The organism is Mesorhizobium vachelliae (assembly GCF_033977325.1).
GTDB lineage: Bacteria > Pseudomonadota > Alphaproteobacteria > Rhizobiales > Rhizobiaceae > Mesorhizobium > Mesorhizobium vachelliae.
On record NZ_JAVIIR010000003.1, the window covers coordinates 504,097 to 523,771 of the forward strand.

The 19,675-nt window shown below is 63.0% G+C and carries 24 protein-coding genes, 1 other RNA gene and 1 pseudogene; 15 read left to right on the plus strand and 11 right to left on the minus strand.

Features of this window, described 5'->3' with window-relative positions; all coding sequences use genetic code 11:
* Positions 1-26: 26 nt before the first annotated feature.
* From RFM41_RS09350 to RFM41_RS09365, 4 genes are all read left to right on the plus strand, one after another.
* Positions 27-1,145, plus strand: a complete 1,119-nt coding sequence (locus RFM41_RS09350; protein ID WP_320247220.1) for a branched-chain amino acid ABC transporter substrate-binding protein — start codon at positions 27-29, stop codon at positions 1,143-1,145.
* Positions 1,146-1,414: 269 nt separating this feature from the next.
* Positions 1,415-4,873 (plus strand): pyruvate carboxylase, encoded by a 3,459-nt coding sequence (pyc, locus tag RFM41_RS09355; protein WP_320247219.1) that lies wholly within the window; start codon positions 1,415-1,417, stop codon positions 4,871-4,873.
* A 153-nt stretch (positions 4,874-5,026) separates the two neighbouring features.
* Positions 5,027-5,287, plus strand: a complete 261-nt coding sequence (locus tag RFM41_RS09360; RefSeq protein WP_040991643.1) for a DUF2312 domain-containing protein — start codon at positions 5,027-5,029, stop codon at positions 5,285-5,287.
* A 244-nt stretch (positions 5,288-5,531) separates the two neighbouring features.
* Positions 5,532-5,690 (plus strand): hypothetical protein, encoded by a 159-nt coding sequence (locus RFM41_RS09365; RefSeq protein WP_320247211.1) that lies wholly within the window; start codon positions 5,532-5,534, stop codon positions 5,688-5,690.
* A gap of 45 nt (positions 5,691-5,735) precedes the next feature.
* Here the strand turns inward: RFM41_RS09365 and RFM41_RS09370 are convergent, their stop codons facing one another.
* Positions 5,736-6,821, minus strand: coding sequence for an NnrS family protein (locus RFM41_RS09370; protein WP_320247210.1), 1,086 nt, complete (start codon positions 6,819-6,821; stop codon positions 5,736-5,738).
* 719 nt (positions 6,822-7,540) lie between these two features.
* On the opposite strand from RFM41_RS09370, the pseudogene RFM41_RS09375 reads away from it, so the two are divergent.
* The 3 genes and pseudogenes from RFM41_RS09375 to RFM41_RS09385 form a co-directional block, all read left to right on the plus strand.
* Positions 7,541-7,654, plus strand: a pseudogene (locus tag RFM41_RS09375) (GapR family DNA-binding domain-containing protein); the annotation flags it as partial.
* 25 nt (positions 7,655-7,679) lie between these two features.
* Positions 7,680-8,120 carry a hypothetical protein gene (locus RFM41_RS09380; protein WP_320247208.1) on the plus strand — a complete coding sequence of 147 codons (441 nt, stop codon included), beginning with the start codon at positions 7,680-7,682 and terminating at the stop codon, positions 8,118-8,120.
* 28 nt (positions 8,121-8,148) lie between these two features.
* Positions 8,149-8,427: a hypothetical protein gene (locus RFM41_RS09385; protein ID WP_320247206.1), complete on the plus strand. Its 279-nt coding sequence runs from the start codon at positions 8,149-8,151 to the stop codon at positions 8,425-8,427.
* Positions 8,428-8,646: 219 nt separating this feature from the next.
* Here RFM41_RS09385 and msrB read toward each other — a convergent pair whose 3' ends face one another.
* From msrB to RFM41_RS09415, 6 genes are all read right to left on the minus strand, one after another.
* Entirely contained in the window at positions 8,647-9,051 is a 405-nt protein-coding gene (msrB, locus tag RFM41_RS09390) for a peptide-methionine (R)-S-oxide reductase MsrB (protein ID WP_320247205.1), read from the minus strand.
* A gap of 91 nt (positions 9,052-9,142) precedes the next feature.
* On the minus strand, positions 9,143-10,333 hold the full coding sequence (locus RFM41_RS09395) for a vWA domain-containing protein (RefSeq protein WP_320247204.1): 1,191 nt from the start codon (positions 10,331-10,333) through the stop codon (positions 9,143-9,145).
* Between the two features lie 10 nt (positions 10,334-10,343).
* Positions 10,344-10,748 (minus strand): type II toxin-antitoxin system HicB family antitoxin, encoded by a 405-nt coding sequence (locus RFM41_RS09400; protein WP_320247203.1) that lies wholly within the window; start codon positions 10,746-10,748, stop codon positions 10,344-10,346.
* An 11-nt stretch (positions 10,749-10,759) separates the two neighbouring features.
* On the minus strand, positions 10,760-10,954 hold the full coding sequence (locus tag RFM41_RS09405) for a type II toxin-antitoxin system HicA family toxin (protein WP_320247201.1): 195 nt from the start codon (positions 10,952-10,954) through the stop codon (positions 10,760-10,762).
* Positions 10,955-11,013: 59 nt separating this feature from the next.
* Positions 11,014-11,460, minus strand: a complete 447-nt coding sequence (locus RFM41_RS09410) for a GNAT family N-acetyltransferase (protein WP_320247199.1) — start codon at positions 11,458-11,460, stop codon at positions 11,014-11,016.
* A gap of 168 nt (positions 11,461-11,628) precedes the next feature.
* Entirely contained in the window at positions 11,629-12,468 is an 840-nt protein-coding gene (locus RFM41_RS09415) for an AAA family ATPase (protein WP_320247198.1), read from the minus strand.
* 162 nt (positions 12,469-12,630) lie between these two features.
* On the opposite strand from RFM41_RS09415, the gene ssrS reads away from it, so the two are divergent.
* The 4 genes from ssrS (at position 12,631) to RFM41_RS09435 (ending at position 15,188) form a co-directional block, all read left to right on the plus strand.
* Positions 12,631-12,786: non-coding RNA, 6S RNA (gene ssrS, locus RFM41_RS09420), on the plus strand.
* 82 nt (positions 12,787-12,868) lie between these two features.
* Positions 12,869-13,456 carry a 5-formyltetrahydrofolate cyclo-ligase gene (locus RFM41_RS09425; RefSeq protein ID WP_320247196.1) on the plus strand — a complete coding sequence of 196 codons (588 nt, stop codon included), beginning with the start codon at positions 12,869-12,871 and terminating at the stop codon, positions 13,454-13,456.
* 69 nt (positions 13,457-13,525) lie between these two features.
* Entirely contained in the window at positions 13,526-14,350 is an 825-nt protein-coding gene (locus tag RFM41_RS09430; RefSeq protein ID WP_040991654.1) for a TIGR00282 family metallophosphoesterase, read from the plus strand.
* A gap of 70 nt (positions 14,351-14,420) precedes the next feature.
* Positions 14,421-15,188 (plus strand): TerC family protein, encoded by a 768-nt coding sequence (locus RFM41_RS09435; protein ID WP_320247194.1) that lies wholly within the window; start codon positions 14,421-14,423, stop codon positions 15,186-15,188.
* A 72-nt stretch (positions 15,189-15,260) separates the two neighbouring features.
* On the opposite strand, the gene RFM41_RS09440 is transcribed toward RFM41_RS09435, so the two are convergent.
* From RFM41_RS09440 to RFM41_RS09450, 3 genes are all read right to left on the minus strand, one after another.
* Positions 15,261-15,722: an SRPBCC family protein gene (locus RFM41_RS09440; RefSeq protein ID WP_320247193.1), complete on the minus strand. Its 462-nt coding sequence runs from the start codon at positions 15,720-15,722 to the stop codon at positions 15,261-15,263.
* 92 nt (positions 15,723-15,814) lie between these two features.
* Positions 15,815-16,207, minus strand: coding sequence for a VOC family protein (locus tag RFM41_RS09445; RefSeq protein ID WP_320247191.1), 393 nt, complete (start codon positions 16,205-16,207; stop codon positions 15,815-15,817).
* Between the two features lie 44 nt (positions 16,208-16,251).
* Positions 16,252-16,734 carry an SRPBCC domain-containing protein gene (locus RFM41_RS09450; RefSeq protein WP_320247189.1) on the minus strand — a complete coding sequence of 161 codons (483 nt, stop codon included), beginning with the start codon at positions 16,732-16,734 and terminating at the stop codon, positions 16,252-16,254.
* A gap of 51 nt (positions 16,735-16,785) precedes the next feature.
* Between RFM41_RS09450 and RFM41_RS09455 the strand changes: the two genes are divergently transcribed.
* The 3 genes from RFM41_RS09455 to RFM41_RS09465 all read left to right on the plus strand — a co-directional run bounded on the left by RFM41_RS09455 (position 16,786) and on the right by RFM41_RS09465 (position 18,400).
* Entirely contained in the window at positions 16,786-17,109 is a 324-nt protein-coding gene (locus tag RFM41_RS09455; protein ID WP_320247187.1) for an ArsR/SmtB family transcription factor, read from the plus strand.
* A gap of 202 nt (positions 17,110-17,311) precedes the next feature.
* Positions 17,312-18,061 carry a YebC/PmpR family DNA-binding transcriptional regulator gene (locus tag RFM41_RS09460; protein WP_320247185.1) on the plus strand — a complete coding sequence of 250 codons (750 nt, stop codon included), beginning with the start codon at positions 17,312-17,314 and terminating at the stop codon, positions 18,059-18,061.
* 39 nt (positions 18,062-18,100) lie between these two features.
* Entirely contained in the window at positions 18,101-18,400 is a 300-nt protein-coding gene (locus RFM41_RS09465; RefSeq protein WP_320247182.1) for an Rdx family protein, read from the plus strand.
* A 32-nt stretch (positions 18,401-18,432) separates the two neighbouring features.
* Here the strand turns inward: RFM41_RS09465 and RFM41_RS09470 are convergent, their stop codons facing one another.
* Positions 18,433-18,909: an anthrone oxygenase family protein gene (locus tag RFM41_RS09470; RefSeq protein ID WP_320247180.1), complete on the minus strand. Its 477-nt coding sequence runs from the start codon at positions 18,907-18,909 to the stop codon at positions 18,433-18,435.
* 121 nt (positions 18,910-19,030) lie between these two features.
* Here RFM41_RS09470 and RFM41_RS09475 point away from each other — a divergent pair, with 121 nt between their 5' ends.
* Positions 19,031-19,672 (plus strand): TetR/AcrR family transcriptional regulator, encoded by a 642-nt coding sequence (locus tag RFM41_RS09475; RefSeq protein WP_320247178.1) that lies wholly within the window; start codon positions 19,031-19,033, stop codon positions 19,670-19,672.
* Positions 19,673-19,675 lie beyond the last annotated feature (3 nt).

Below are 19,675 nucleotides of genomic sequence, written 5' to 3' on the forward strand. Positions count from 1 at the left end.
CCCACTCCGTAAATGGGAGCGTTTCAATGAAAAAATCACTCTTGTCCGCCGTTGCGCTGACCGCGTTCGTCGCGCTCAGCAGCAGCGCGTGGGCCGCTGACATCCTGATCGGCGTCGCCGGTCCGATCACCGGCCCGAACGCCGCGTTCGGCGCACAGCTGCAGAAGGGCGCGGAGCAGGCGATCGCCGACATCAACGCGGCGGGCGGTGTCAATGGGCAGATGCTCAAGCTCGAGATCGGCGACGACGTCTCCGATCCCAAGCAGGGCATCTCGGTCGCCAACAAGTTCGTCGCCGACGGCGTCAAGTATGTCGACGGCCACTTCAACTCGGGCGTGTCGATCCCGGCCTCGGAAGTCTATCAGGAAAACGGCATTCTCGAGATCACGCCTGCCGCGACCAACCCGAAGTTCACCGAGCGCGGCATGTGGAACACCTTCCGCACTTGCGGTCGTGACGACCAGCAGGGCAAGGTGGCCGGCGATTACATCGCCAAGAACTTCAAGGACGCCAAGATCGCCATCGTCCACGACAAGACGCCTTACGGCCAGGGCCTCGCCGACGAGACCAAGAAGAATCTCAATGCCGACGGCATCAAGGAAGTGATGTATGAAGGCGTCAATGTCGGCGACAAGGATTTCTCGGCCCTCATCGCCAAGATGAAGGAAAACGGCGTCACGCTCATCTACTGGGGCGGCCTGCACACCGAAGCCGGCCTGATCATCCGTCAGTCGGCTGACCAGGGCCTGAAGGCTCCGCTGTTCTCGGGCGACGGCATCGTCTCCAACGAACTGGCCTCGATCGCCGGCGACGCCGTTGCCGGCACGCTCAACACCTTCGCTCCGGATCCGCGCAAGAATCCGGCCGCCAAGGAAGTGGTCGAGAAGTTCCGTGCCGCCGGCTTCGAGCCGGAAGCCTACACGCTGTACTCCTATGCCGCCGTGCAGATCATCGCCCAGGCCATCGCCAAGACCGGTTCGGCCGACGACGCGCAGAAGGTTGCCGAAACGATCCGGGCCAACACCTGGAAGACGGCTATCGGCGACATCGGTTACGACGCCAAGGGCGACATCACCCGCCCGGACTATGTCATCTACGAATGGAAGAAGGGCGACGACGGCAAGTACGCCTACTTCGAGAAATAAGCCGGCCAAATCAAACCGACTTCTCAGAGATGCCCGGCGCTTGCGCCGGGCATTTTCGTTTGCGGGCGGCGTCGACCGGAAAGCTCTACGCCGCGCGCTCGGGAATGCCCGTCGCCCGCCGCTTACAGTGTTCGAAGAACAGCAATGACGTTTGGCGCAAACAAGCGACTTAAATCGTTTTAGCTGTCGCGCAATTTGTTTGCACTGCAGCATTTTCACGCTAATCATTGCGCCGGTTCATCTTCCCTTCCGCTGCTGGAGCCCAGTCCTTGGCCATCACGAAGATCCTCGTCGCCAACCGGTCCGAAATCGCCATCCGCGTGTTCCGCGCGGCCAACGAGCTCGGTCTCAAAACCGTGGCGATCTGGGCGGAGGAGGACAAATATTCGCTGCATCGCTTCAAGGCCGACGAAAGCTATCAGGTCGGGCGCGGGCCGCATCTTGCCAAGGACATGGGGCCGATCGAGAGCTATCTGTCGATCGAGGAGGTGATCCGGGTCGCCAGGCTGTCCGGCGCCGACGCCATCCATCCCGGCTACGGCCTTCTTTCGGAAAGCCCTGAATTCGCCGAGGCCTGTGCGGCGGCCGGCATCACCTTCATCGGCCCGAAGCCGGAAACGATGCGCAGGCTGGGCAACAAGGTCGCCGCGCGCAACCTGGCGATCGAGGTCGGCGTGCCGGTCGTGCCGGCGACCGATCCGCTGCCCGACGACATGGATGAGGTGAAGAAGCTCGCCGCGCAAATCGGCTATCCGGTGATGCTCAAGGCCTCGTGGGGCGGCGGCGGCCGCGGCATGCGCGCCATCCGCGCCGAGGCCGACCTTGCGCGCGAGGTGATGGAGGGCAAGCGCGAGGCCAAGGCCGCCTTCGGCAAGGACGAGGTCTATCTCGAAAAGCTGATCGAGCGCGCCCGCCATGTCGAGGTGCAGGTGCTGGGCGACACCCACGGCAATGCGGTGCACCTGTTCGAACGCGACTGCTCGATCCAGCGCCGCAACCAGAAGGTCGTGGAGCGCGCGCCGGCGCCTTATCTCAGCGAGGAGCTGCGCCAGGAGCTTTGCGGCTATGCGCTGAAGATCGCGCATGAGACCAGCTATATCGGCGCCGGCACGGTCGAGTTCCTGCAGGACGCCGACACCGGCAAATTCTACTTCATCGAGGTCAATCCACGCATCCAGGTCGAGCACACCGTCACCGAGCAGGTGACCGGCATCGACATCGTCAAGGCGCAGATCCACATCCTCGACGGCTTCGCCATCGGCACCAGGCAATCGGGCGTGCCGGCGCAGAAGGACATCAGGCTGAACGGCCACGCGCTGCAGTGCCGCATCACCACCGAGGATCCGGAGCACAATTTCATCCCGGACTATGGCCGCATCACCGCCTATCGCGAGGCGGCCGGCTTCGGCATCCGGCTGGACGGCGGCACCGCCTATTCGGGCGCGGTCATCACCCGCTTCTACGATCCGCTGCTGGAGAAGGTGACGGCCTGGGCGCCGACGCCCGGCGAGGCGATCTCGCGCATGAACCGGGCGCTGCGCGAGTTCCGCATCCGCGGCGTGGCCACCAACCTCACCTTCCTCGAAGCGATCATCAACCACCCGCGCTTCGCCGACAATTCCTACACGACCAAATTCATCGACACGACGCCGGAATTGTTCGAGCAGGTGAAGCGGCAGGACCGCGCCACCAAGCTGCTTACCTATCTCGCCGATGTCAGCGTCAACGGCCATCCGGAGACGCGCGGCCGGCCGACGCCGAAGGCGAATGCGGCAGCACCGGTGGTGCCCTATCTCAATGGCCGCGTCCCAGACGGCAGCAAGCAGAGACTCGATGCGCTCGGTCCCGAGAAGTTCGCGGCCTGGATGCGCGGAGAGCGCCAGGTGCTGGTCACCGACACGACGATGCGCGACGGCCACCAATCGCTGCTCGCCACGCGCATGCGCACCTATGATATCGCCGGCATCGCCGGCACCTATGCGCGGGCGCTGCCGCAGCTCTTGTCGCTCGAATGCTGGGGCGGCGCGACGTTCGACGTGGCCATGCGCTTCCTCACCGAGGACCCTTGGGAGCGGCTGAGCAAGGTGCGGGAGGCGGCACCCAACCTTCTGCTCCAGATGCTTTTGCGCGGCGCCAACGGCGTCGGCTACACCAACTACCCCGACAATGTCGTGCAGCATTTCGTCAAACAGGCGGCCGCCGGCGGCGTCGACCTGTTCCGCGTCTTCGACTGCTTGAACTGGGTCGAGAACATGCGCGTCGCCATGGACGCGGTCGGCGCCGAGGGCAAGCTGGTCGAAGCGGCGATGTGCTATACAGGCGACATCCTCGATCCGGCGCGCGCCAAATACGACCTCAAATATTATGTCGGGCTGGCCAAGGAACTGGAGGCCGCGGGCGCGCATATCATCGCGGTCAAGGACATGGCGGGCCTGCTGAAGCCTTCCGCCGCGCGCGTGCTGTTCAAGGCGCTGCGCGAAGAAACCGACCTGCCGATCCATTTCCACACGCATGACACGTCGGGCCTCTCGGCGGCGACGGTGCTGGCGGCGGTGGAGAGCGGCGCCGACGCCATCGATGCGGCGATGGATTCCTTCTCCGGCAACACCTCGCAGCCCTGCCTGGGTTCGATCGTCGAGGCGCTGAAAGGCACCGAGCGCGATCCCGGCCTCGATCCGCAATGGATCCGCCACATCTCCTTCTACTGGGAAGCGGTGCGCAACCAGTATGCCGCGTTCGAAAGCGACCTCAAGGGACCGGCCTCGGAAGTCTATCTGCACGAGATGCCGGGCGGCCAGTTCACCAACCTCAAGGAGCAGGCTCGCTCGCTTGGGCTGGAGACGCGCTGGCACGAGGTGGCGCAGGCCTATCACGACGTCAATCTGATGTTTGGCGACATCGTCAAGGTGACGCCGTCGTCCAAGGTGGTCGGCGACATGGCGCTGATGATGGTCAGCCAGGACCTCACCGTCGCCGACGTCGAGAACCCGGCCAAGGACATCGCCTTCCCGGATTCGGTCGTGTCGATGCTGCGCGGCGATCTCGGCCAGTCGCCCGGCGGCTGGCCGGCGGCGCTGCAGAAGAAGGCGCTGAAGGGCGAGAAGCCGATCACGGTCAGGCCCGGCTCGCTGCTTAAACCCGCGGATCTCAAGGCCAGCCGCAAGGACATCGAGGGCAAGCTCGAGCGCAAGCTTTCGGAATATGAATTCGCCTCATGGCTGATGTATCCCAAGGTGTTCACCGATTTCGCCGCCGCGCAGGAGACCTACGGGCCGGTGAGCGTGCTGCCGACGCCGACCTATTTCTACGGCATGAAGTCGGAAGACGAGATCTTCCTCGACATCGAGAAGGGCAAGACGCTGGTGGTCCGCTGCCAGGCGTTCGGCGATGTCGACGACAAGGGCATGGTCACCGTGTTCTTCGAGCTCAACGGCCAGCCGCGTCGCATCAAGGTGCCGGACCGGGCGCATGGCGCTTCCGCCGCCAAGGCGCGCCGCAAGGCCGAACCCGGCAATGAGGGGCATGTCGGCGCGCCGATGCCGGGTGTCGTCTCGGCGCTCGCGGTGGCGGCCGGACAGGCGGTCAAGGCGGGCGACGTGCTCTTGTCGATCGAGGCCATGAAGATGGAAACCGCGCTGCATGCCGAGCGCGACGGCGAGATCGCCGAGGTGCTGGTCAAGGCTGGAGACCAGATCGACGCGAAGGATCTGTTGATTTCGTTTAAGTGACGGTCGGAGCGCGATGCTTGAAGGGCGGCTGGCAGCAGCCGTCCACAGCCGCTCGACAAGTGTCTTGACCCGCCGCGCCCGCTCGGGCAGGGAACCCGCTCCAATTCGCCATGGCGGGAATCGCCTTGGCTTAAAAAAGACGCGGAGAGAGAAATGGCCGACGAAATCACCGAGACCAGCCAGACTGTAGCCGCCGGCCAGCTGCGCACCATCATCGAGCGCATCGAGCGACTCGAGGAAGAGAAGAAGACGATCTCCGACGACATCAAGGATGTCTATGCCGAGGCCAAGGGCACCGGCTTCGACACCAAGGCGATCCGCACCATCGTGCGGCTGCGCAAGAAGGACCAGGCGGAGCGCCAGGAGGAGGAGTCCATCCTCGACCTCTACAAGGCCGCTCTCGGCATGGTGTGACCGCCACAACCGGCATCGGCTGCGGCCGATCTTTTGCGACCCAATTCCAACCCCGCAAAAGAGAGCCTGGCGCGCCGTCGCCGTCCGATGCCAAGTTGTGTGATGCCGCGTGCAGCTGAAGCTTTGCGTCAGGTCGCCCCTGACCTCCCGCTCAGCCTATTTCGGGCAACAGGGAGGGTGGGCGTGAATTCGACGTAGTTTGCGCTAGTGCAAAGAACCATCGTCTGTGCCCCGCAGCACATTGATGAACAAGCCCGTCACCACCATGCGCGCGGCCGGACGAGGCCGCATCTACAATTCGATCACAGAGACGATCGGAAGGCGAGGCTATCAGATCGTTCGTACGAAGCGGCCCGCTGAAATGGTGCGTCTGAGCCTGAACAAGACGGCAGCCGACTTTTGACGCAGGGCTATCGACGTGGTGCCTCCCGCGTCTACGGCGATACTTTCAAGCCAGTCTGGATCTGACGCGCTCGGCGCTCAGAAGCGGGAAGGGTGCCGGATGCCGTAGGGCGGCGACATGCGCCGACAAAAACAGAAGCCACGCCGCTGACCAAGCGATGCCTGCCATGGTCATTAGCGCATGGTGAGGCGTGGTCATCTCAGCCAGACAGCGCGCGCCCGTTGCAGCAAGGATCAGCCACAGCGCGATCCAGTGGCGCGTCAGCGGCACCAGGCCGATGCCCTCGATGCGACGCATCGAAACCCTTGCCGCCACCGCCGCTACCATCGAGCCCATTGTACCCATTGCCAGCAGATGCACCTGGGCCAATGGCGGCAGCATCCCCAGCCGCGCGGCCACAATGCCGAGGAGTCCGGCCGCGAGGGCCGCATAACCCAGGCACAGCATCTGGTTTGCCGGCCACGCTCCAAGCCCGCCCCAGGCTCTGTGGAGCACCCACAGCGCGGCGACCGCCAGTGCCGATGTCCCAATCGCTCCGCTTGATGCGGCTCCAACGCCCATCATGACGAGGCCAGGCCACATGGACGCTGCATGCCGTTGGGGCAAGCCGCGGCGCCGACGCTCTTCGATCAGGAATGCGGGTATCATCCGGCCGCCCACCGCCAGGATCAGCGCGCCCATCGCCAGGGGAAGTGCCGCAGCCGGTATCTGCTGCCAGATCAATGCCCCTTCCGCTATCACCAGGCCGAGCGGCACGAGAGCCAGCGGCACCTTGTCCCAGCGCCTTGCCTGCAGAACGGGCAGCAGAGTCGCGAGCGCGACGACCAGCGAGGGCAGACACACCAGCCAGGTCGATTGCGGCTCGGCCAGTGCCAGTAGCCGCGCGCCCAAGGCCAGGGCGGCCAGCCCCAGCGTCGGCAGGGGAGCCTCCTGCCTGGTCCACGCTCGCTGGGCAGTCAGAAGATAGCCCGAGACCGCCATGCCGCCAAAACCGAATATCCCCAGCCTGACATGCGCTTGCCAGGGGTCCACCAGCGGCAACAGCCAAAGCCATGGCAGAACGGCCGCGACAATGGAGGCGAGGGCGAAGAATACGCCGGCCGCATGAAAGATGAGCGGACCACGCCTCATGCCACCCGCTCTCTGTCGCCGGCATCATCCCCCAAGTCGGTCCTCTCACTTTCCCAAGCCCTCTGTTCTCGAGCGCAGGCCGATGCCTTGCACCCAGCAGGAGAGCGACCGACATCCGTGATGCCCGCTGCTGCTGAAAGAGATGGTGCCACTGCAACAGCGGACTGGGCATTCGATTGATGGCATATCGCGGCCGCACCGCTCCGGTATTAGCCTTAGCCTAGCTCGGACCGTCGAAGCTTGCGTCGGCGCAAAGATCTCGCGATGAGTGGGAGCTCGTCAATCTTTCTAGCCTACGAGCGAAGGCGCGATGGATGATGCCTCCGGAGCGCTCGAACTTTGCTTGCCCTGAAGCAGGCCGAACCAGGACACGAAACTCGTAGACCCCATTGGCATCCGAACCCTCGAAAGACGAAAGTCCGCTGTCGCGCCAGGGAACCCAAGCAGATGTTCTGTACTGGATCGGCGAGGTCGTCCAGTTTGCGGACATCTCCGATATAGTCGAAGTGTGCGATGGCGCTTTGTCAGGCTTCCGATGGCGGCTATGACCACCGTGCATGCGGGGGCGGCTACAGCGTTATTGAGTTACGCGCCGCCCCCACACGCCTATGTCGGTGTCGCCTGGAGGAGAAGTGCCCGGATGGAATCCGTTATGGCGCGTGGCTTTGAAGGGATGGAGCGTATGGGAGTTGGACGACAGATTCACGTAGGGGCGAAAAGGCCTCGGCACCAAGGCGATCCACACCATCGTGCGGCTGCGCAAGAAGGACCAGGCCGAGCGCCAGGAAGAGCAGTCCATCCTCGACCTCTACAAGGCCGCTCTCGGCATGGTCCGAGCCTCATGGCCGGAGGCCGGCCATGAACGAATTCGACTTCGGCGGCCGTCGCGCCTCGGAGTTCCGCCATCGCGGCTTCTGGGCGCTGTTCGCCGAGCGGCACCCGGAAGAAAAGGCCAGGCTGGCGCGGCGCGGGCCTTGGTTCTGGCAGCGCGGCCTACCGGATTTCGCCCTGGTGCTTTCCATGTATGTCGCGCCGGCGCAGAACCATGTCGGCGTCTTCTTCGGGCGCAATGAGAAGTTCGGCGCCACGGAGTCCTGGTCGCGGCTGAAACCCTTTCAGCCGGCGATCGAAGCGAGGCTGAAGCTCAAGCCCGACCAGAGCGCGCAAGACCTTGGCATCAATTCGCTATGGCACGTTAACTGCTACGCCGAGGACAACTGGCCGGCCATGGCCGACTGGCTGGTGACGGAGTGCTCGCGCTTCGAGCAAGCGGTAACCGAGGTCCTGGCGCAAGGGTAGGCAACCCGTGATTGGGAACTTCTTCTGCATGCGCTGGCGGGGCGAGGTTCCGCTCGATCGGCTGTTCTGGTGTGACATGCTGCTGGTGGGGACGATCTTGAGCATCGCCTCTTCGGCGGCGGCACTGATCCTGCTTGGATTGAAGCTGCCGCTCTGGCTGGTGCTGGCGGTGCATTTCCTCCCCGTTCCCTACAACATCTTCCTCACCATCGTCGTCTGGCGGGCGGCGGAGAAGAGCGGCGGCTTGAAGGCGCAGCTGATGATGCTGGGCTCGGCGCTCTGGCTGATCGCGACGGTCGTGGCTTGAAAGCTTTCTCTATTGAGCAATTCCTAAAGCGCGTCGCGATCTTTCAGATTCGCTCCATGCACTTTAGGTTTTTGATTTTGCGCATGTCTTCATCCCGAAACCGGTTCCCACTTTCGGGAGACATGCTTTAACGGAAAACCGCGTCACACTTTTCCTGGAATTGCTCCACGCGAAAAAAGGGCGGCCGAAGCCGCCCTTTGCAAAGTCATTTCCGAGGCATCAGGCCGCCGGCTCGAAGCGCAGCGCTACGCCATTGATGCAATAGCGCAGGCCGGTCGGCGGCGGGCCGTCCTCGAAGACATGGCCGAGATGGCTGCCGCAGCGCGCGCAATGGCATTCGGTGCGGACCATGCCGTAGCTGCGATCGACGGTGGTCTCGATCGAGCCCGGCACCGGATCGTTGAAGCTCGGCCAGCCGGTGCCGCTCTCGAATTTCAGCTTGGATTCGAACAGCGGCTGGTCGCAGCCGACGCAATAGAAGGTGCCTGCGCGCTTCTCATAGAGCAGCGCGCAGCTGCCGGGGCGCTCGGTGCCGTGGTTGCGCATGACGGCATATTGCTCGGGCGTCAGCTTGGCGCGCCACTCGGCATCGGTGCGGGTGACGGGATAGGCGTGGGTGTCCATGAAATCTCCTCGGCCTTGGCGGCTCGTTGTGCTTGCAACGGGTATTCGCGGAAACTTAGGCGTTTGTTACAAGCGCTGCCAGCGAAAGCGTTCAGTGCTTGCGCGACAGTTGCCTGGTTGCGGACTCCAGCCCGGCCAATGTCAGCGGGAACATGCGGCCACCGAAGATCTCGCCGATCATGGCGATCGAATGCGTGTAGCGCCAGTTCTTCTCGGCTTCCGGGTTCAGCCAGATCGCATTCGGCCATTGCTGCAACAGGCGCGCCAGCCACACACCGCCGGCTTCCGGATTCCAATGCTCGACCGAGCCGCCCGGATGTGCGATCTCATAAGGGCTCATCGAGGCGTCGCCGACGACGATGACCTTGTAGTCCGGCCCATATTTGTGGATCAGGTCGAAGGTCGGGATCGTCTCCGCCAAGCGCCGGCGATTGTCCTTCCAGACGCGCTCGTAGAGACAGTTGTGGAAGTAGAAATATTCGAGCTGGCGGAATTCGGCGCGCGCGGCCGAGAACAGCTCCTCGACGGCGCGGATGTGGTCGTCCATCGAGCCGCCGACATCGAAGAACATCAAAAGCTTCACGGCGTTGCGCCGTTCAGGCCTTGTCTTGACGTCGAGATAGCCGTGCTCGGCGGTGGCGTGAATGGTGCCGGGCAGGTCGAATTCCTCCTCGGCGCCCTCGCGCACCCAGCGGCGCAGCCGCTTCAGCGCCACCTTGATGTTGCGGGTGCCGAGCTCGACCGTGTCGTCGAAGTTCTTGAACTCGCGCTTGTCCCAGACCTTCACCGCGCGGCGATGCCGGCTTTCGTGCTGGCCGATGCGCACGCCTTCGGGGTTGTAACCATAGGCGCCGAAGGGCGAGGTGCCGCCGGTACCGATCCATTTCGAGCCGCCCTGGTGGCGGCCGTTCTGCTCCTCGAGCCGCTGCTTCAGCGTCTCCATCAGCTTGTCGAAGCCGCCAAGCGCTTCGACCAGCTTCTTTTCTTCCTCGGTCAGGTGCTTTTTCGCCAAACGGCGCAGCCATTCCTCCGGGATGTTGGCTACATCGACGGCATCCGGGCCGCCGAGTGCCTCGACGCCCTTGAAGACATGCGCGAAGACCTGATCGAAGCGGTCGATATGGCGCTCGTCCTTCACCAGGGCCGAGCGGGCGAGGTAATAGAAAGCCTCGACGTCATAGTCGACGAGCCTAGCCTCCAGCCCTTCCAGCAGCGACAGATATTCCCTCAGCGAAACGGGAACCCGCGCGGCCTTCAGTTCCACGAAGAAGGAGATGAACATCGCCGGACTGCTATCTATGCCCCTCGATCTTTTCACGCGCGGCACTTGCGATGAAGGCCGAGCGTGTCAGGCCTCGGCGGTTGGCTTCGGCATCGATCGCCGCAAGCAGACCCGCGTCCAACGACAGATTTGCCCGGACCGGCCGACCAGAGTCGATAAGCAGCGGGATCATGACGGCAGATTCGCCTGCGGCGCTATCAATCTCACCTGATCTTAACAGATCCGCCACCGTTCGCGCTTCGGGTAGTGAGACATGCTTTGCCAATCGAGCTTCAGCCCATTCGCGCACGGCCGATGTTGCATCGGCGATCGCGTCCTCGGGGCTGGCGCCGCCGCCATGGCAACCTAGGAGGTCCGGCACCCGGACTCCCCAGACATCGTCCGCGCCGTCCAGAATTCCGACATAGTGCGTCATGTGATCAGACCTCAAATCCATCCGGCGAGCTTGGCGATCGAGCGTGCAACACCCGGAGACTGCTCGCGATGCCTTGGCACGATAATCGTCACATCCGGCTTTTCCGGATGCTCGTATTTATCGTGCTTGCCGCCGCCGATGTTCGCCCAGCCGTTGCGCAATAGCCTCGCTATGATCTTGCGCGTATTGGTTTCGATGAGCGGCATAGCTATGGCTTAATGCGCAATATATTGCGCAAGGGCAATGATTTCAACCTGCGCCACTCTCATAGCAGATCGTATTCGATGAAGCCTGTGCGGCGCGCCACATGGTCGTAGAGCCGGCGCGCGGTGGCGTTGGTCTCGTGCGTCATCCAGTAGACGTTCGTCACGCCGATCTTGCCGGCCTCGTCCTGCACGGCTTTGATCAGCGCAGCGCCCACGCCCTTGCCGCGCACATCGGGGTCGGCGAACAGATCCTGCAGGTAGCAGTTGTTTTTCTCGGACCAGCCGGAGCGGTGATAGAGATAGTGGGTGAGGCCGACGGCCTCGCCGTCGAGCGTGGCAATGAAACCCTTCGGCTCGAACTCGCCGTCCGTGAACAGCCGCTTCCAGGTGATCGCGTAGACCTCTTCCGGCAGCTTCGTCTCGTAGAAGGTCAGGTAGTCGGTCCAAAGCCGGCGCCAGTCGGCATGGTCTGACTGCGCGAGCGGGCGGATGGTGATCTCGGACATTTTTTCCTCCAATATTTTGGACCCGAAGCTGCGGCAGCGGCCGCCCGCGGGCAACGGTCCACGGACGGGAAAAGCGCTATTGCTGCCGGGCTAAAGCGCGACGCGCTAGGTCGTTGTTTTATGCATGTCGTCGTCCCAGAGCCGCTCCACACTTCTGGGCGACATGCATTATTGCTGCCGTCTGGCCATGAAGGCCAGGCGCTCGAACAGATGCACGTCCTGCTCGTTCTTCAGCAGCGCGCCGTGCAGTTTCGGCAGCATGTTCTTCGGATCGGCGCGCAGGTCTTCGGGCGCGATGTCGTCGGCGACAAGCAGGCGGATCCAGTCGAGCGCTTCGGAGGTCGAGGGCTTCTTCTTCAGGCCCGGCACATCGCGGATCTCGTAGAACTGGGTCAGCGCCGCCCGCACCAAATTCTGCTTGATGCCGGGATAATGCACCTCGACGATGCGGTGCAGCGTGTCCATGTCGGGGAAGCGGATATAGTGGAAGAAGCAGCGGCGCAGGAAGGCGTCCGGCAACTCCTTCTCGTTGTTGGAGGTGATGATGACGATCGGGCGGAACTCGGCGCGGATCGTCTCGCCGGTCTCGTAGACGAAGAACTCCATCCGGTCGAGCTCCCGCAGGAGGTCGTTGGGGAACTCGATGTCGGCCTTGTCGATCTCGTCGATCAACAGCACGACCTTCTTTTGCGCCGCGAAGGCGTCCCACAGCTTGCCGCGCTTGATGTAGTTGGCGATGTCGTTGAAGCGCTCGTCGCCGAGCTGGCTGTCGCGCAGCCGCGAGACGGCGTCATATTCGTAGAGGCCCTGCTGCGCCTTGGTGGTCGACTTGACGTTCCATTCGATGAACTCCAGCCCGAGCGCCGAAGCCACCTGATGGGCGAGCTCGGTCTTGCCGGTGCCAGGCTCCCCCTTGACCAGCAGGGGCCGCTCCAGCGCAATCGCGGCGTTGACCGCGACCATCAGATCCTTGTCGGCGACATAAGCCGCTGTGCCTTCGAAACGCATTTTTTCTCCTGTCCGTGCGGCCGGACCGTAAGGAGGCTGGACGGGCCGCGCAAGGGCGGTTGCCGAAGAGCTTCTTGTCGGGATGGCCCGCAAGACGAATTACGCGCAAATGGTCGTCCGTTTCTCTGGCGCATGGCTAACCATCGGCCTATATTTGCTCCCGGCGGTCTGCGCTTCCCGGCAGGAGAAACTTATCCCCGGGGCCTTATCGATCCTTAGGGAGCTGTCCCTGGGAAGACCCGTGGGTTTTCTCACACGGCGCCCACCTACTTTGTAGGCACCCGGGATCGACCTCTCCACCGGTTGTGTGGATCGCCGCTCTCCCGACTTCGGGAGACTTGCGGTAGAAAACGTCGCTCCTGCAACTTCGCCCAGATCTGGCCATCTCTACCGTCGTCGCATGTCACCTTCAAAAGACCTGAAAAAACAGCTTCGCAAGGAAGCGCTGGCGCGCCGCGATGCGCTCGACGAATTCTGGCGCGTGGAAATCGCGCTCGAAATGGCCGAGACGGCAAAGGAAAAGATCGACTTCGAGCCCGGTCGGGTCGTCTCCGGCTTCTGGCCGATGCGCTCGGAGGTCGATGTGCGGCCGCTGATGTTCGCGCTGCGCGAGAAGGGCGCCAGGCTCTGCCTGCCGGCGATCCTCGACAAGACGACGATCGTCTTCCGCGAGCTGGTGCGCGGCGCGCCCATGGTCGAGATGGGCTTCGGCACCGTCGGGCCGCATGAAGAGGCGGAAGTGCTCGACCCGACGCTGATGCTGGTGCCGCTTGCCGCCTTCGACGCCCGCGGCCACCGCATCGGCTACGGCGCCGGCTATTACGACCGCGCCATCGCCAGGCTCGCCGACAAGGGCATCGAGCCCAGGCTGATCGGCATCGCCTTCGATTGCCAGGAAGTGCCGCTGGTGCCCAATGAAGACCACGACATCATCATTTCGGAAATACTGACCGAGAGCGGGTTGCGCCGGTTCACGCCCCAATTGTAGATAGTTTCTTTGGGCGCATGGTCTTTCGCGGAAGTCATGCAGCTTTGGCAGGCTTCAGCTCGGGATCGCATGAGACTCCTCTTCCTCGGCGACATGGTTGGCAAGACGGGACGCACGGCGGTCTGGGAACAGCTGCCGGGGCTGATTTCCGACTTCAAGCTCGATTTCGTCATCGTCAATGGCGAGAACGCCGCTGGCGGCTTCGGCATCACCGAGGAGATCTTCCGCGAGACGCTCGCGGCGGGCGCCGATGTCGTCACCACCGGCAACCATGTCTGGGACCAGCGCGACGCGCTGATCTTCGCGCCGCGCGAGGAGCGCTTCCTGCGGCCTTCGAATTTTCCCAAGGGCACGCCGGGGCGCGGCTCGGGCGTCTATATCGCCCGCAATGGCGCGCGCGTGCTGGTCGCCAACATCATGGGCCGCGTCTTCATGCATCCCGAGCTCGACGATCCGTTCCAGGCCGGCGAGCGCGAGCTCGCCGCCTGTCCGCTCGGTGAGCAGGCCGACGCCGCGATCGTCGATTTCCACGCCGAGGCAACCTCCGAGAAGATGTGCTTCGCGCATTTCGTCGACGGCCGCGCCAGCCTCGTGGTCGGCACGCATACGCATCAGCCGACCGCCGACCATCAAATCCTCAATGGCGGCACCGCCTATATTTCGGATGCCGGCATGTGCGGCGATTACGATTCCTCGCTCGGCATGGACAAGGAGGAGCCGCTCAATCGCTTCCTGTCGAAAGTGCCGAAAGGCCGTTTCGAGGCCGCGAGCGGGCCGGCGACGCTCTGCGGCGTCGGCGTCGATATTTCCGACCGCACCGGGCTTGCCGAGAAAATAGCGCCGTTTCGTCGCGGGCCGCGGCTGGAAGAAACGGCGCCGTCTTTCTGGTCGTGACATTGATATGAGTGTGCAAAGTACCTAATTGCCGGCGACACTGCTCTAGATCGTAGAGGGGACGACCTCCATGCAGCTTGTCGAATTCCTGGCGCCGCACTTTCACTTTGTTTCCGATCCGACCGCATGGGTCGCGCTTTTGACCTTAGTGGTGCTCGAGATCGTGCTCGGCATCGACAATCTGATCTTCATCTCGATCCTGACCAACAAATTGCCGGAAGCGCAGCGCGCCCGCGCGCGCCGGCTGGGCATCTCGGCCGCGCTGGTGATGCGCCTCATCCTGCTCGCCACCATCTCGGTCATCGTGCAATTGACGACGCCGATGTTCACAGCCTTCGGCCACGGCTTTTCCTGGCGCGACCTGATCCTGATCGCCGGCGGCCTGTTCCTTGTCTGGAAGGCGACCAAGGAAATCCATCACACGGTCGACCCGCAGGACCATCAGGACACGATGGTCGGCGGCACGCTGCAGATGAGCCTTGCCGGAGCGATCTTCCAGATTCTCCTGCTCGACCTCGTCTTCTCGATCGATTCCATCATCACCGCCGTCGGCATGACCGACGAGATCGCCATCATGTATATCGCGGTGATCGTGGCGGTGAGCGCGATGATGCTGGCAGCCGGGCCGCTGGCTAATTTCATTGCCAGGAACCCCTCCATCGTCATGCTGGCGCTGGGCTTCCTGTTGATGATCGGCATGACGCTGATCGCCGACGGCATGGGTTACCATGTGCCCAAGGGCTACATCTACGCGGCCATGGGCTTTTCGGCGCTGGTCGAGAGCCTCAACATGCTGGCAAGACATCGCAAGAAGCAGGGGTCGGGCGGCGGGCATTGATGCCGGACACCTTCGTCATGCTAGGGTCTGCGCGTGTCGCTTCGCTCCTTGCTCCGCCCTAGCATGACGAATTCATTTTACGCCCTTCGGGTGACGGTCGCCGATCAGGCCGAGCGTCAGGCCTTGCTCCAGCCAGGCCTTGGCGCCGGCCAGCACCAGCGAGAAGCCGCCGGTCGAGCCGATCGCCTGGTTGACCTGCTCGTCGGCGGAGCCGGCAAAGCCGAAATTGCGGACTTCGAGGAAAGTGCTGTCGCCGGGCATTTCGGTGAATGACCAGACGACAGTGGTCGGCGGATCGCTCCACTCCATGACGATCTTTTTGCCGGGAACGATCTCGCTCACCTCTACACTGGTCGAGACGCCATACATCCGCCACTCCCACCTGACCGGCTTGCCTTCATCCAGCCTGCCGCTGGAATGCGTGAACCAGAATTTCGTGGTGACCGCCGGATCGACGATCGCTTCGAACACCTCGGCGACCGGCCGACGGATCAGCATGGCGGTTTCGGCGGTTGGAGCTTCCTTGAGTTCCATGGTTTTCCTCCTCAATTGCCGACTTGCCGTAGGACATTTGCGGTTTCGGGATTCCGGCGAAAGCGCCTCACCCTTCGCTGGAATTGCCCTGTTCAGGGCAGGTTGATCTGCCAGGATACGCTGAAGCGGTCGTTGAGCCAGGCGAAACGCCGGCTGAAGCCGTAATTGCCGGTCGGCATCAGGAAGCCGCCGTCCTTGGAGAGAACGGAGACGATACGCTCCAGTTCCTCTTCGGACGAACAGTCGACAAAGAAGGAGAAGGACGGCGTGAAGGTGAAGGCGTGGTGGACCGGGCTGTTGTAGATCCTGACCTCGACGCCGCCGATCAAAGCGCGCGCCAGCTTGAGCGTTCCTTCCTTACCGTCCTCACCCGCGCCGTAGCGCGTGACGTCCAGGACGCGGCTCTCCGGAACGGTCTCGCAATACAGGGCCATGGCCTCCTCGGCCTTTCCCTCGAACATCAGGAATGGCGTTGCTTTCGTCATCGGGCGGCCTCCTCTTGCCGGATATCGAGACTTGAATGTCGGGCTCAGATGTTGGTCTCGTTGGCCGGCTCGCCGCGCAGCTCGCTTCGGTAGTAGCCGTCGCGCAGATTGATGCCGAATTCGAGATAGGCCTTCATGCAGGCGAGCATCTGCGACCAGCCTTCGCAATTGAGGTAGGACTTCTTCAGCCCGACCCCGCCTTCGCGCCAGCCTTCCTCGGCGATGGTGACGAAGGTGCCGCCGTCCTCCAAGGGCTCGAAATTCATCTCGATGCGGGTCTTGTAGGCCGGCTTGCCTTTGGCGTCGGTGGCGTCCCAGCGCAGCACGATGCGCTTGTCCTTCGTCACTTCGTCGACCTCGACCGGCACCATCTTCCACCAGGTGACGGTGGTGCCGGCGACAAGCGGGGCCGAAGCGCCGCCGATGGTGGTGAAATAACCGCTGAGCTTCGTCGGGTTGACGACGGCGTCGAAGACCTCGGCGACCGGTTTGCCGATGCGTCCGGAAATCCTGAAACCAAGGGACATATCCACAACTCCTTCCTTGCTGCGCGAAACGATATGTTATAGAAACGTAACATGTCAAGTCAAACTGCGGACGACCATGTTTTCAAGGCCTTGGCGCATTCGCGCCGGCGCGAATTGCTGGATCGCCTGAAGGATCAGCCGCTGACCACCGGCGCGCTATGCGAGGCTTTCCCGGACATGGACCGCTGCACGGTGATGATGCATCTGAAAGTGCTGGAGGAGGCCGACCTGGTCGTGGCGAGGCGTGAGGGCCGCGAGCGCTGGAACCATCTCAATGCGTTGCCAATCAAGCAGATCCATGATCGCTGGATCAGCCAATATGCGGGCCACGCCATCAGCATTCTCGATCGGCTGAAGTCCGATCTGGAGGGTTAAGCGGCCTCTTCGGCGCCGGAGTGACGGCGCGTCTGGACGAATTGAGCCGATTTATCTATAAGCCGGCCATTCCGACAAAGAGCGCCGCGTGCCTTCGCAGGCATGCCCGGGACGTTCTGAAAGATTGAATTCGAGCATTTGCCGAAGACGCGGTGATGACACCTCGCTTCGAGATGCTCTAGCCGAACACGACAGGGGTGCCATGGCTGGCCATTCGCAGTTTAAGAACATCATGCACCGCAAGGGCCGTCAGGACGCGGTGCGGTCGAAAATGTTTTCCAAGCTGGCGCGCGAAATCACCGTCGCCGCCAAGACCGGCACGCCGGATCCGGCGATGAATCCCAGGCTGCGCCTTGCGGTGCAGAACGCCAAGGCCGTGTCGATGCCGAAGGACAATATCCAGCGCGCCATCAACAAGGCCTCCGCCGGCGACGGCGAGAACTACGAAGCGGTGCGCTATGAAGGTTACGGCCCCGGCGGCGTCGCGCTGATCGTCGAGGCGCTGACCGACAACCGCAACCGCTCCGCCTCCAATGTGCGTGCCGCCTTCACCAAGGCCGGCGGGGCCCTCGGCGAAACCGGCTCGGTGTCGTTCATGTGGAACCGCGTCGGCGAGATCTACTACCCGGCTTCCGCCGGCGACGCCGACAAGGTCATGGAAGCCGCGATCGAGGCCGGCGCTGATGACGTCGAGTCCGATGAGGAAGGCCACACGATCTATTGCAGTTTCGAAAATCTGGGCGAAGTGTCGAAGTCGCTGGAAGCCTCGCTCGGCGAGGCGGAATCGGTCAAGCCGATCTGGCAGCCGCAGAACAACGTCCCGGTCGACGAAGAACGCGCGCAGTCGCTGATGAAGCTGGTCGCGACCCTTGAGGACGATGACGACGTGCAGAGCGTCTACGCCAATTTCGAGGTCGACGACGAGACGATGGCCAAGCTCAGCGCGGCCTGACCGGCCACGCGACACGATATGAGCGAAGCTCAATCTTCCATGAGCGAGAAGCCTGCCATCCGCATCACCTATTGCACGCAATGCCAGTGGCTGTTGCGTGCCGGCTGGATGGCGCAGGAACTGCTCTCGACCTTCGGCACCGATCTCGGCGAGGTGGCGCTGGTGCCGGGAACCGGCGGCATCTTCACCATTGCCTGCAACGATCAACTCATCTGGGACCGCAAGCGCGACGGCGGGTTTCCGGATGCGGCGAAGCTGAAGCAGCTGGTCCGCGACGTCATCGACCCGGACCGGGATCTGGGGCACGCCGACCGCAAGGATCATAAAAAAGACGCCTGAGGCGGGTCTTTTTGCATTGCGGCTGCATCTCCTCAAATCAACGCCATGATGAAGCAGGCCATCGCCACGATGGCGGTGATGGTGCGGACGTGGTTCCACATCACCCATTGGCTCAGGTGGTTCGCCCACACGGCGGCGCCGTTGGCGCTCTCCGGATCGACGGCGGCCAAAGCATCGTTGAGCGGCACGTTGAAGACCATGGTCACGATCGGATTGCCGACGAAATAGATCACGGCGCCGGCAAGCAGCCAGTACGAGCCCGACTGGCTCCAGCCGAGGAAAGCGGCGGCAATCAATACCAGGCAGATCAGGCCGGTGCCGAACAGCGCGGTCATGAAGGTCGGCGTGATCACCGTGACGTTGATCGAGTTCATCGCCGCGATGCCGCTCGGGACAGGCAGCCGGGCAAGTGCTGCCATGACGAAATTGGAAAAAGCGAAGAACACGCCGCCGACGACGCCCGAGCCGATCGCGGCGATGAAGGTGAGGGTGGGAAGTAGTTTGATCATCTCGGTTGCTCCAGGTGTCGGGTTCCGCTTCAAAACATGAGTGAGTCTCACATTTGCAAAACGTGATAAACCCTCGTATTTTGCGAGTCAAGCCAGTTTCGAAAACGGCCCGGAGAGAGCCATGGATGGAAAAGTCGCCGCGAAGCCGGACCAGGCGGCCATCGCCTCGCCTCGCCGGTCGCCGAGCCAGCAGCGCAGCCGCGAGCGGGTCGAGCGGATGCTCGCGGCCGCCTCGGCGCTGATTGCCGAGCAGGGCAGCGATGCCATGCGCATGGGCGAGGTGGCGGAAAGGGCAGGGGTTTCGATCGGCTCGCTCTACCAGTTCTTTCCGGACAAGCAGGCGATCGTGTGGGCGCTTGCCGAGCGCTACACGGCCGAAAGCCAGGCCTGCATCTCTGCGGCGCTGGAGGATGTCGGCGATGTCGAGGGTTTCAAGAGCGCGTTTTCAGAGCTGGTGGACATCTATTACCAACTGTTCCTGGCCGAGCCGGTGATACGCGATGTCTGGTCGGGAACGCAGGCCGACAAGGCGCTGCGCGCGCTCGAGCTGGCGGACAGCCGCGCCAATGCCGAATTTTTGGTGGCGGTGCTGAAGCGGCTCAGGCCCGACACCGATCCGGTCGAACTGGAGACGACGGCATTCCTGGTGTGGCAGATGGGCGAGGCGGCCGTGCGGCTGGCAATCTCGGTCGATCGCGAAGAGGGTGACAGGTTGGTCGCGGCTTACAAGCGCATGGGGCTGAGGGAGTTGGTGGGCGAGTAGCCG